Raw genomic sequence first — 13293 nt, forward strand, 5'->3', positions numbered from 1 at the left:
ATAACATAATGAAAGCAATCCCTCTAATGAGAGATTGCAAATGTATATATCACTTGATTATTTTCTATATTTATAGATTCTTTCTGGCCTGCCTATGCCACCATAGGAAATGTCGGCAGATACCTTTTGTTCTGAGACTAAGTATTCTAAATATCTTCTAGCAGTTGTACGGCTTGCTCCAATCAGCTGACCGAGGTCCTCTGCTGTGTAGCCAATTTTATTACACGTAAGTATAGATATGACCTTATCTAATGTAATTCGGTCAATCCCTTTAGGTAAGTAAGAAGTCTCACTCTCGGCCTTTTCTCTTTTAAAGATAGAATCTATTATACTTTGGTTTAGTTCATTTGAAGCCGCTATTTGCTGAATGGATAATTTATACCCTTGAAAATTTAATAAGGTTTCTTTGAATCTCTGAAAAATAACAGGTTTTACAATATAGTCAAAGATACCATCTTCTAGTGCATTTTTTAATGTTTCAGCCTCTGTAGCTGCAGTTACCATTATTACTTCGATTCCGCGAAATTCGCTTCGAATCCAGCGTAATAAATCTAATCCATTCATATCTGGAAAATAGATGTCTAAAATAACGAGATCAGGTTTAAGTATTGATAGTTGTTCTTTAGCTTCTTCTTCATTAAGTGCAATGCCGCATACGGAAAAACCATCCATCTTTTCTACAAATCTGCGGTTAATCTCAGCGATTCGGATGTCGTCTTCTACAATAAATACTTCCAATGAACGCATGATATTTGTTAACCTCTATTCTTTCGGGATAATAACTGTAAAAAGAGTCGTGTTCACTTTTGTTCTTTCATAAAAAAGCTCACCATTTAATTGTTCTACAGATTGATTAACCAAATATAAACCATAACCTCGGTCTGACCCTTTTGTCGAAATTCCCTTTTGGTATAACTTATTAGCGATAGAAGGCGGAATTCCTTCTCCATCATCTTCAACCTCAATTAATAATTGATTTCCCATATCCGAAAGGCATATCTTAACTTCACTTTCATTTTCTCTGTTTTTAACAGCAGCATCCATTGCATTATCCACCAAATTCCCAATAATCGTAACAAGCAATTGTCTATCTAATGTTTCAGGAATATCTTTAAACGTACTAGATGGATCAATTGAAAAAGGAACTTTAAGTTCGATTGAACGATTAAACTTTCCAATCAGCAAACCTCCTATGTAAGGATCAGAAATTCGTTTCATGATGAACTTAGCAAAGCTCTGATGTACATCTGATTCCTTTGATATTACATCGAGAGCTTCCTGGTAGGACTCCAATTGTATTAACCCCGAGATTAAATATAATTTATTTGAAAATTCGTGAGTTTGTGCCCGCAAGCCTTCACTATACCCTTTAACTTGTGCCAGTTCTTCATTAAGTCTATAAAGTTCGTTTTTGTTCCGAAAAGTTGCTACTGCACCTATTACATCTCCTTTATCATCCGTAATAGGAACGCGATTTGCTACAACATTGCTGTTACCAAGTTTCATTTGTTCATCAAACTCACTGCTGCCATTTGAAATGACATCCAAAAGTCTAGAGTTTGGAATGGTTTTTAATATATTGCTGCCTATCAAATCGTCCGTATCTCTTTCGAGCATTTGTAATGCAGTTTGATTAACCATCGTAATATCACCATCACGGTTGATTGCGATTACTCCTTCTCTGATAGCTTCGAGAATAGCACTTTTTTCTTTGTACAATAAACCTATTTCTTTTGGTTCCAAACCGTGCGTCGCTTTTTTAACTCCTTTTGCTATCAATATGGACCCTATAATTCCTAAAGAAAGAGTGAACACCCCAATAAGTAAAATTTTTAATTTATAAGGCCAGATAATTTCATTTATACTAGTAGTCAAAAAACCGACTGAAACGAGTCCAATGATTTTACCCTCATCATTTATTATGGGCGATTTACCTCTCACTGCTTGCCCGAGAGATCCGATTGCTTCTGTAATACTTGGTTCTCCTGATAAGGCGAATTCATTATCGCCTCCAACCATCTTTTTCCCAATGCGTTCTGGAATAGGATGAGAATACCGGATTCCTTCCTTATTTCCAACAACGACATACTGTGCACCTGTTTTCTTCCTTATTTCTTCAGCATAAGGCTGTATTCTTTGAGAAGGATCTTCTTCTTCAAATGCTTCTATAACTAATGGATTGCTGCTTACCGTATTTGATACACTTAGTGCTCTTTGACCGATCTGATCTTTTATCGTATTTACAAACATCACCTGAAAAAGAACAGCTAAAATAACGACCACTATAAAGATGAGGGAGCAGCTGATGATCATTAACTTTGTTTGCAGTTTCATTTGTTTCCCCCTGAAAATAGAAAAGACTTTCCTGATTTAGAAAGTCTTCTCTTTCACTCTTGTTTTATCCTTCTACATTAACAACTACATTTTTTCCTTTTAACTTAAGCAAGAAAGGTACTAAAATCCATAATACAGCACAGACAAGAAAAATAGCTGAGATAGGATTCTCGATAAAAACCTTAAAGTCTCCGTTTGATGTAGTTAATGCACGTCTCATATTATTCTCAATCATTGGCCCTAAAACAAGGCCAAGTACAAGAGGTGCGAGCGGGTAATCGTTCTTCGCTAATAAATAACCCGCTAATCCAAATCCAATCAGTAAATAAAGATCAAAGGTTGTTACTTGAACCGCATAAACTCCGAAAACAGATATAGCAATAATAATTGGCAGCAGGTATTTTGGAGGTGTTTCAATAATTTTTGCAAATACCTTTACGAGAGGCATGTTTAAAATTAACAGCATCAAATTTCCTATAAACATACTTGCAATTAGTCCCCAAGCTACATCAGGATGATCACTGAATAATAACGGACCTGGCTGCACATTGTACATGATAAGGGCACCCATTAAGATAGCGGTTGTTCCGGAACCTGGAATACCAAGTGTCAATAGCGGTATCATTGCTCCGCCTGAAGCTGCGTTGTTCGCGGACTCTGGCGCTGCAACTCCAGCAATTGCACCTTTCCCAAATTTTTCGGGAGTTTTACTTAATTTTTTTTCAGCAATGTAAGAAAAGAAGGAAGCTAATGTTGCACCTGCACCAGGAAGGACACCAATGAAAAAACCAAGAATAGATCCGCGTGCAATAGGTCCTGCACTCTCTTTAAGATCTGTTTTAGAGGGAATAACTCTCCCGACTTTCGCAACTCTTTCTTGGTCATCTTCTTTATGAAGAATGGTTTTGAAGACTTCGCCTAGAGCAAACAATCCCACAGCTACTGTTAAAAATTCAAGTCCGCCAAAAAGTACCGGAATTTCATAGGTGAAGCGTGCTACACCCGAAACAGCATCAATACCAATTGTAGCGAGAAGCAGTCCAGTTAAAGTCATCATCCACGCTTTTGTGATTGACCCCCCTGCTAGACCGCTTACAGCTGCCAGTCCTAACAGCATAAGTGAAAAATACTCTGCAGGTCCGAATTTTAATGCCATTTCAGAAAGTGGATTTGCAAGTAATGCTAACCCAATGATTGAGACAATACCTGCTGCGAAGGAGCCGATGGCTGCAATCGACAATGCTGATCCTGCGCGTCCTTGTTTTGCCATTTGATACCCGTCCAGCGTAGTTACAACAGAAGATGACTCACCAGGTGTATTAAGTAAGATGGATGTAGTCGAACCGCCATACATCGCTCCATAATAAACCCCTGCCAATAGAATAATAGAACTTGTAGCGGCAGCTGATGGTTCCATCCCGCCAGTTAGAGTTGCAGTTACAGGTATGAGCAGAGCAACTCCGCTCATTGGACCGATACCCGGAAGTACTCCCACTGCTGTTCCGATCAAAACACCTATAAAGGCAAAGAATAAGTTTTCAGGTTGTGTTGCTGTATGAAACCCTTGCATTAGAAAATCCATTACGCCCATACTTTTTCCTCCTAACTAAACCATACCGGCAGTCCAGGCAAAGAGCCTTTTAAAACAACCACAAATAAATAATAGACACAAAATGAAAAAGCACCTGCAATTATCGCATTTTTAATCCATCCGCCTTTTTCCATCGTCTGAAAAGAAACAAAAAGAAATACGAATGTACTGATCAAATAACCGATTGTTTCAAGTAAAAAAGCATATAAAATACTTGCTATCAGTATGATTAGAAATCTTTTTATCATTAATTTTTCACGTTCATTGTTTTTATTTTGAACCGATTTAAATGACTCCAGAAACAGCTTTACACTTAATAAAATAAGGATGAGTCCAAGCAAAAATGGAAAGACATTTGGTCCTACTTCACTTCCATAGGCACTCTTTGCTATATTCCTGCTTTCAAATAGAAAAGCAGCGCCAATTAAAGCAAAAACCACACTTGCATAACGGTCAAAACTCCCTGTCCACATGTACATAACTCCTTTAGCACACTAGTATTAATAAAAATGGAGAAGTATCTTTACTCCTCCATTTGTAGTCTATTTGTTCATCCCTAATGACTTTAATAGATCTTCAACTTGTTTTTCCTGTTCTTCTAAAAATGAAGCAAACTCCTCAGCATCTTTAAATTCAGCTTCCCAGCCGTTACGTTCAAGCTCTGCTTGCCACTCTTTGCTGTCATTCAAGTCTTTAAGAGTTTTAGCCCAGTAATCTTTTGCGCTGTCCGACATTTCTTTAGGACCGAAGATACCTCTCCATATCGTAAAATCTGCGTCAATGCCTTCTTCTTTAAATGTTGGAACTTCAGCCAATTCTCCTTTTAATCTCTTGGTAGAAGATACACCAAGAACTTTAACTTTTCCGGCCTTTAAAAATTCACCTACTGCTGAAGCATCTGTAGCTATGTAGTCTGCATTTCCGCCTAATAAAGCCGCAATAGCTTCCCCGCCTCCATCATAGGAAACGTATTTTACCGTTTTAGGATCAACTCCTGATTTATAAGCTGGCAGTACAGCTACTAAGTGGTCCATTGATCCAGGTGCTGATCCGCCTGCTGCAGTAACTGATTTAGGATCTTTTTTTACTGCATCCATAAGCTCTTTTAAACTGTTGTATTTTGAGTCTTCTTTTACTACAATTGCTCCAAAATCTTTTGTTAGTTGAGCAAGTGGCGTAGTGTTTTTATAGCCATATGGGCTGTTTCCTTCTTTCTTAAGATTATTAATCAAGATAGGAGGTGAATTTACGTAAAGTTTATAATCATCTTTTTTATGCTGAGTGGCGTATTCTGCTAAATAAACCGCTCCACCACCGCCTGGCTTGTTTTCAACTGTCATGGTTTGGTCAACTAATTTAGTTTCCCCAAGTACCTTTGTAAGGGAACGTGCAGTTAGATCCCAGCCGCCTCCAGCACCTGATGGAGCAACAACTGTAATAGATTTTTTAGGATAATCTGAATCTCCGGCATTATTGCCGCTGGAACCCGACGTACTGCATGCTGCTAGTGAAGGAATAAGGAATCCTGCTAGGAGCCAATTTTTCCAATTTACTTTTTTCATATGTATCCTCCTTTTTGATAGCGCTTTCATTTAATCTTTTTATAATCCTAACACGCTATATTAAAAAAAGAAGTTTAACTGCATAATGAGCTTTTTGTTCATAAAGTTCATAGAAAAAAAAGACCCCTGAAAAACATCAGAGGCCTTACCTATACATTCAGATTATTTTTTTATATTTCTTCCGTAAAAAATTTCATCCATTTCTGATTTAATGCGATCTGTTATTTCATAGACACTTCTTGAATCCAATGTGTCTTTGGTGTAGCCAAACAGATAATTGTTTAAATCAAATTCCTTTAACCGGCATTTTGTATGAAAAATGTTCTCTTGATAGATATTGGTGTCTATCATGTCGTACATGTTTTTTATATCTTCAGAAAGATAATTTTGTATTGAGTTAATGTCGTGGTCAATAAATAATTTGTGACCTTTTATGTCTCTCGTAAAGCCACGTACCCGGTAATCCATCGTAACAATATCGGTATCAAAAGAATTGATAAGATGATTTAATGCTTTCAAGGGTGATATTTCACCACAAGTTGATACATCAATATCTGCACGGAATGTACTAATCCCTTCTTCTGGATGGAATTCAGGATACGTATGGACAGTAAGGTGACTTTTGTCCAGCTGCATAACTACTGATTCGGGCATCGCAGTTGCCGAATCATCAAATGAATCTGTAGGTACCTCAACGACCGGGCCTTCAGAAACAAGGAGAGTAACACTAGCCCCTTGAGGAACATAATCTTGCTTTGCCACGTTCAGAACGTGAGCACCTATAGTGTCAGAAACAGTCTGAAGTATATTTGTTAGTCTTTCCGCGTTATATTGTTCATCAATATATTCTATATAAGCTTCCCGCTCTTCCCGAGTTTTTGTAAAACAAACATCGTACATATTGAAACTTAATGACTTTGTCAGGTTATTAAATCCGTGTAAAGTGATACGTTGGTCTGGTGAAATTGTCATATGATCGATTCCCCTTATGCATTAAGAATTTGAGAAGTAAATATTTTTATAATACCCATAACCTGTACTTGAAAAACGGTTGATGCTAATTTGATATGAATTTCCTTTATTCTATTGATTTTTGAAGAAAAAAATAAATATCATTTGTATTGCATATTAGATATAATCATCTGTGGTATTGTTTTACAAATATGGCAGCGTAATCTTATGTAGATTACTACTATTACAAGGAGAACTGTGCAAAAACGTGTCTATTAAATTACGAACATATTTTGCTATCACATTTTCGATTTTGATTTTTATGACTTCGACATTTTTAAGTATTACAATTAGTAAGAAATCCAGCAGTATGCTGGAAAAGGAAGTTGGAGATTCTCTTGCTGCTGTTGCTTTTCAGATGGCAGATAAGCTGGATTATTTTATGTGGTCACGCTTTAAGGAAATACAAATCATCAGTGAACTAGAAGCCTTTAAACAACCAGAACCAACTTTAGAAGTTAAAAAGTTACTAACGAAGCTTCAGGACAGTCTTCCCTCTTTTTCATGGGTAGGATTAACCGATCAGAATGGGATTGTCACATCAGCTACAAAAGGAATTCTTGTTGGTCAAAATATATCGGAACGCCCTGTTTTTCAGAATGCAAAAAATGAACCATTTATTGGAGATGTACATGATGCAGTACTGCTGGCTAAATTAATCCCAAATAAAAATGGCGAACCTCTTCAGCTAGTTGATATCAGTACCCCTGTTTATAAATCAGACGGGTCATTTAATGGTGTACTTGCTGCACATCTAAGTTGGGAGTGGACAGAAGAAATCAAGAATACTGTGCTTCAGCCACTTGAAGGAAAGCGTGAAGACGTAGAAGTCTTTATAGTAAGCTCTAAGGATCAAACCGTTTTGCTTGGTCCAAAAAATCTCGTTGGTCAACCATTAAAACTTGATTTGATACATCAGTCAAAAAACAATTGGAAACTTGTAACATGGCCGGACGGCAAAAAGTATTTAACGGGACATGCCTACGGAGAAGGTCATAAAGATTATAAGGGACTTGGTTGGACAGTTATCGTCCGGCAGCCTGAACAGGTTGCTTTCACATCAGTGAACAATCTTCAAACTTTTATATTTATACTTGGTACTATCTTTACTATAATCATGGCGATAATCGGATGGTTTCTCGCCGGTAAAATATCAACCCCTCTGCAACGGATTGCGGTTTCTGCAAACCGATTAAGGAATGGAGAAAATGCTGAAATTCCTTATATAAAAGGAATTAAAGATATCGAAGATCTTTCAAATTCACTTAGAAAACTAGTCTCTTCTTTGATTAAAACAGAATCCGAGCTTGGAAAAATGGAAAATATAGCGATGCATGATTCACTTACCGGTCTTCCTAATCGATTGTCTGTATATGCCTATATGAACGAATTAACGGAACAAGGGGAAAATGAGCTGAACCATATGATCATTTTGTATTTGGACCTCGATGGTTTTAAAAAGGTTAACGATACACTGGGTCATCACATGGGAGATATTCTATTAATTGAAACTAGCAAAAGGATTAAAGCAGCATTGAAACATAACCATTTTGTTGCACGGCTTGGCGGAGATGAATTTGTAGTCATTATTTCAACTGATTCAATTCACCCATTAGAGGATGCTAGAATTATTGGTGATGAGATTATCAGAGATTTAAATCAGCCGTTTTATTTAAATGGTCATAAATCATATATTGGCTGCAGTATCGGAGCGGCGGTGTGGAAAAAACATGGAGAACATCCGGATGAAGTGCTGCAAAATGCAGATAAAGCACTATATGTTTCAAAACGCGCAGGTAAAAATCAGATTAACGTTTACATGAAGAATAGAGTCTCATAAACAAAAGAAGGGCTGAATCTAAAGTATAAAAACTTTTAAGGTCATGTCTCTTTTTATTTAAACTTTTAGATAACGTAAATTATTATAATGTGGTAAGTTATCGGAAAATCCTCGATTTGAAATTCGAGGATATTGTTTATTTTTTATTTTATAAAAATAAAAAAATTTGGGGCTGCCAAAAGTAAGTTTACCTTATTTTTGGGACAGCCCCTTCTTTTTATGAATTTTGTACCTCATTTTGAACCATAGGACTTCTTTTCATAAGAGGAACCATTGTCAAGATTCCGAACGCAAACAAAATAGCTGCTCCTTCAAACATCACGATTAATGAGAAGGTTTCTTTCAGCCAACCTGTGATTGACATTGTCAGTACCATTGCACCCATGAATAATGGATTTAAGATGCCATTTACTCTTCCAATAAATTTTTGTTCAGTACCCTGTAAAATAAGTGTATTTATACCTATATGGATACAAGGCATAAACAAACCGCTTAAAAACTCGGCAGTTAGAGTCAGCCAGAATTCTGTAGAGATCCCCATAATGAAAAATCCTAAAGCACTTGCCCCTAATCCAAATGACAACAAAACTTGAGGCTTTATTTTACTGGCTATTCCAATTGTTAAGCCTCCGCCAAGTATCATTCCAGTTCCGAATGCTGCCATCAGCCATTGAAGCTGTTCTTTAGGAAGTCCTAACTGCTCGGTAACTAAAAATACTGTTAACGGCTGTGTTAATCCTAATGCCAGACCCGCTAAAGCAAAACAGGCTCCAAGGAGGGTTAAGGTACGCTTGCTTAATACATAACTGAAGCCCTCCTTCATTTCATGCCAGATGGACGATTTCTCTTCTTGCCCTTCCACCTCTTGATCAGGAGGCAATAAAGTTAGGATGACAGCAGATAAAACAAAAGCTATTCCCATAATACCTATCGCTGCATTAATACCAAACTGCTGATATACATACGTTCCAAGGATTGGTCCAAGAATCATAAATACCGCAAATAGAGTCTGATACATGGACATACCAATTTGAACCATCTCTTCTGGTACATGTATCTTAAACAATTTCATTCCTGATGGCTGTGAGAACTGTGACAATATAGATGAAACAAGAGTCGCAAAAAAGATGATCTTCCAGCTTCCAAATAACAGAGTAAGCAACACGGCGAAAATGGAAACTGCACTTAGCAAGTCACACCATATCATTGTCTTTTTCGGTTTCCATCGATCTGCAAATGTTCCGCCTATAAAAGAGAATAGAAAGATCGGTGCGAATTCTGCAACAGATATTAATGACACCGCGATTGGATTCTCATTCGTTTTCTCAATGACATACAAAAGAATCGAGTAGTTTCGAACCCAAATGCCGATTTGAAGAAAAAACACTGAAAATAAAATTGTCCGTATAACTTTGTTCCTAAAAAGCATGCCCATTGTAATTTTGGGTTTGACCTGTACCCCATTCAAAATAATTCATCCTAATTCATGCTGAACTATCCATTATTTCCATTCTCCAAACCATTGATTCCATTTCTTTAAGAGAACTTCTTTTAACGGAGGTGACTCGATTCCTTTCTGCTTCTTAAACTCATTGAAACTAGCAAAACCTATAAGTAGTATTCCGGTTAACAGCAAATATACCCACCATGGCATGCTGCCCCAATACGGACGAGTTTGAATCAAAACATTCAAAAGCAGAACAATCATGCCTGTAAAGAAATAGCTTTTCTGTCTGGATAGAAAACCATAAATAATACTCACGAAAGACAGTGTGCCAAGAATAATGGCATCCATAACTTGATAGCTTTGCATGGCATCAATTATTAGTAAAGCTGCAATTATGCCAAGCAAAGAGTATTGAACTGAAGTTGCCATCTTATCAGATATGCTCCAAGTCTTTCTCGTTATCACATAACTTAAGAGAATCCAAGGCAATACATTGAGCTCAGTGTTTACAATTGCAGGTACTTCGAATTGGTTGATGAAAGAATAATAAGCAAACATTACGAACAAACTTGAAATGGTTTGCAGTATTCTTTTACCTGTTTCGAATTCTCCTAATCGTCTTGCGTGAAGATAAAATAGAATCGCGAGCAATGAAAGTCCTGCCGTTGACAGGAATCCCTGTGAATAAGTAAATCCCGCAGATACATAAATAACTCCAAATACCGCGAACACATCAATAGAAAACTTAAGCGTTTTTGAAAAAAGATTTTTATTGTAAATCAGTCCAGCCATGGAAGTAAGGAATCCTGCTGAAAACCAAATTAATGCTTTGTTATCTGGTTGAACTGCATAAACGATAAACAATTCCTCTATGTCTATCATTATATAAACAAGAATTACAGCTGTGGCATACTTCCAATAGCCTTTTAAAGATTGATAGAAAAGAATAAATCCGACAAGCAATCCTGCATGTATAAATAAGTATGTTGGGTTGAATCCCCGGCTTAAAATATATTCACCAAGAAAAAACAGTGAAAACGGTACAGTATAAATAATAATTCTGTCTTTCCAATGGGGCTTTAAAATAAAATATAATCCTGCGAGAAGGACACTAAAGATAACAGGTCCTTCCAGCGGAAGCCATTCGGATATAAAATAATGAAAAGCAACAGCAAGCATTGTTAAACCTGAGTAAAAGTAAAATCTAAGTTCATATTCTTTTAACGTACGGATCATATACAACCCATAAAGAATGGCTAAAAGAGTAAACGGCAATGCATCTTGTGATACCAAGAGGGAAAATCCAATCGTTAACACTAAGAAAAAGTGAGAAACAGTTTTAATGGGATATTCACTGCTTGCATCTACGCGTTTAAAGTACTCTCCGCTTACAAATAGCAGATAAGCGATTCCTATATACATATAAGCTGAGTTTCTATCTGTTAACGAGAATCCGGCTGATTCTGCCGTATAAAACAACGCAAAGAATAAACCAAACTGTATACCTGCATAACCGGCTTTTACTTTAAAGTGCTGTGTAGCAAACCATAATGCTGCCATCAAAAGAAGTGAAGAGGACAGTTTAATCCAAGTAAAGCTTCCATCAAACGTTGCCACAATGAAATTAACACTTGCTGTAATAGCCGCAACTGAAATAAAAACTGCAGAAAGCATCACATGATTTTTTTTCCAAATATACAAACCAAGTATTACGAAGCATCCTAATCCTATCGATAAAGAAAGCTTAGGCTCCTGTAAAAATTTCATCCCTGTATAAAATACGGTACTAAAAAGAAACACGGAAGTTAGCCAAGCAGAGATTTTTTTCTTCTGACCACTTTCGATAAAGTAATGACGCAGCGCTAAACTTGTCAGAAGCAAGGATACAATAGCTGCCTGTAAATAAAGTCCAGTTAAAGAGGTCATTAGAAAACTTAAAAGAATTCCTCCTCCCCCCACCATGAGACTAGATCTTTGCAAAGGTTTGAGGAATTGCCCTACTCCATAAGCTGAAGCTGCAGCTATTCCGATTGCTAACCCCCAGTATTCGCTTAAAGAGCTTCCCATCAAATGATACAATTCCATAAATGTACATATTACATAAAAAGGTGCTAAGTATTTAAAGAAAGAAAATGAAGTTTGATAGCTTAAATAGATAAAGTTCCCCGAAAGAACTAAGTATCCTAACAAGAGCCAGATGTTGCCCTCACCTTCTGATAACAAGACACCATTAACTGTGATATATAAAAATGCCAGTACCGAAATTGCTGCATTTGCCAATTGATAGTAACTGTTTAGGTGTTTATCCGAAAACTTGGCCACTAATAGTAAAACAATGGGAATCATGACGACTAAGAATAAACTGTAATCTAATAAGAGTGAATTTTGTACGAGTTGAAACAATCCATACGTAATGAATCCAATGAATAAAAATTCGTATTCTTTCCTCTGATTAACCATTCTCATTGCTAAATAAAGAATGGCTGTCAGGATAATATTAAAGCTTTGATATAGCTGATTATCGAATAAAACAAGAATTAATACAGTTGATAAAATCAAGTTTGCCTGAATAAAGACTGGCAAGATTTTGAGAAATACATTTTGCTGTGTAGATCGGTTCATGAGATATAGTGCTATAAATCCGACATTTCCAAAAGCGTATGCAAAATAAAACGCATGCTTCGTTAATCCGAAAGCTAATAATTCATAAGAATAACCTATCGAACCCGCTATAAAAGTAAACCAGCTAAACAACTTTGACTGAAAATAGCGGCCAAACCCAAAATAGACCGGAACACATAGTACGGTTGTGAGTACTCCTAGAACATATCTTCCTTCTCCATAAAAACTAAGCCAGCTGCCGAATAACTCAAAATATCCAGCAGACAAAATTGTAATCGGAATAAATAACGCAAACAAAACAAAAAATGTAAAAGCTGTTTTTCTGATCTTCAGCACTTTTTCAGACAGTGCTCCCAATCCTCCAAACAAAACAGCAATTCCGCCGACAAGCATCGTTTTTGTAAGTGAACTGAATACTTCCCAATTGCTTGTTGCAAGTGTTAATCCGCCTAATGAAAGGAGAATAACACCAGCTGCCATCAATGAAGTGATATTCTTTTCCCTCTTCTGTTCAGGTGTTAATTCAATTTTAGGCTTTGGCTGAACGACTGGTTTTACTGGTTTTGACTGAACGGGTTTTTGATTTATTGGTTCAGCTTTTATCAAAGTTTCCTTTATTTTAAGATCATCTGCGTATCTGTGATATCCGTCAACTACTGTCAGGTAGTCTTTTTCTTTGATATACCCGCCTTTTTTCAGCGTATTTAAATCCCTGATAAATCTAGGCTCATCCATTATGTATCCCCCTTGATAACTCCTTTGTTGAATGTATGTATGAAAAAGAAAAGAGATAACAGTGGTTATCTCTTCTGAATTATAAATTTATGATAGTCATAATTTTACAGTAACTGCTAATTTGTGTCACTACTTACTATTTTAATTTACT

9 protein-coding genes are annotated in these 13293 nt (G+C 36.6%); 1 reads left to right on the plus strand and 8 read right to left on the minus strand.

The features are described from left to right. Positions 1 to 57: 57 nt before the first annotated feature. The 6 genes from ACFW35_RS08920 to speD form a co-directional block, all read right to left on the minus strand. The gene (locus ACFW35_RS08920; RefSeq protein WP_379845158.1) at positions 58 to 747 is read right to left on the minus strand and encodes a response regulator; all 690 of its coding nucleotides are present in this window, start codon (positions 745 to 747) and stop codon (positions 58 to 60) included. Positions 748 to 762: 15 nt separating this feature from the next. Further along, positions 763 to 2334 carry an ATP-binding protein gene (locus ACFW35_RS08925; RefSeq protein WP_379845159.1) on the minus strand — a complete coding sequence of 524 codons (1572 nt, stop codon included), beginning with the start codon at positions 2332 to 2334 and terminating at the stop codon, positions 763 to 765. 64 nt (positions 2335 to 2398) lie between these two features. Further along, complete coding sequence (locus tag ACFW35_RS08930; RefSeq protein WP_379845161.1) at positions 2399 to 3925, minus strand: tripartite tricarboxylate transporter permease; 1527 nt, start codon at positions 3923 to 3925, stop codon at positions 2399 to 2401. 11 nt (positions 3926 to 3936) lie between these two features. After that, the gene (locus ACFW35_RS08935) at positions 3937 to 4398 is read right to left on the minus strand and encodes a tripartite tricarboxylate transporter TctB family protein (protein ID WP_379845162.1); all 462 of its coding nucleotides are present in this window, start codon (positions 4396 to 4398) and stop codon (positions 3937 to 3939) included. A gap of 69 nt (positions 4399 to 4467) precedes the next feature. Further along, a complete protein-coding gene (locus tag ACFW35_RS08940) occupies positions 4468 to 5487 on the minus strand; it encodes a Bug family tripartite tricarboxylate transporter substrate binding protein (RefSeq protein WP_379845164.1) in 1020 nt (339 codons plus the stop codon). Between the two features lie 162 nt (positions 5488 to 5649). Then, positions 5650 to 6459 carry an adenosylmethionine decarboxylase gene (speD, locus tag ACFW35_RS08945; RefSeq protein ID WP_379845165.1) on the minus strand — a complete coding sequence of 270 codons (810 nt, stop codon included), beginning with the start codon at positions 6457 to 6459 and terminating at the stop codon, positions 5650 to 5652. 247 nt (positions 6460 to 6706) lie between these two features. On the opposite strand from speD, the gene ACFW35_RS08950 reads away from it, so the two are divergent. Continuing rightward, the gene (locus ACFW35_RS08950; RefSeq protein WP_379845167.1) at positions 6707 to 8338 is read left to right on the plus strand and encodes a sensor domain-containing diguanylate cyclase; all 1632 of its coding nucleotides are present in this window, start codon (positions 6707 to 6709) and stop codon (positions 8336 to 8338) included. A gap of 217 nt (positions 8339 to 8555) precedes the next feature. On the opposite strand, the gene ACFW35_RS08955 is transcribed toward ACFW35_RS08950, so the two are convergent. Together ACFW35_RS08955 and ACFW35_RS08960 are read right to left on the minus strand one after the other, a co-directional pair. Continuing rightward, on the minus strand, positions 8556 to 9773 hold the full coding sequence (locus ACFW35_RS08955; protein ID WP_379847443.1) for an MFS transporter: 1218 nt from the start codon (positions 9771 to 9773) through the stop codon (positions 8556 to 8558). A gap of 66 nt (positions 9774 to 9839) precedes the next feature. Continuing rightward, entirely contained in the window at positions 9840 to 13142 is a 3303-nt protein-coding gene (locus ACFW35_RS08960; protein ID WP_379845169.1) for a hypothetical protein, read from the minus strand. Between the last annotated feature and the right edge of the window lie 151 nt (positions 13143 to 13293).

The organism is Fictibacillus sp. NPDC058756, assembly GCF_042746035.1.
Classification (GTDB): Bacteria; Bacillota; Bacilli; order Bacillales; family Fictibacillaceae; genus Fictibacillus.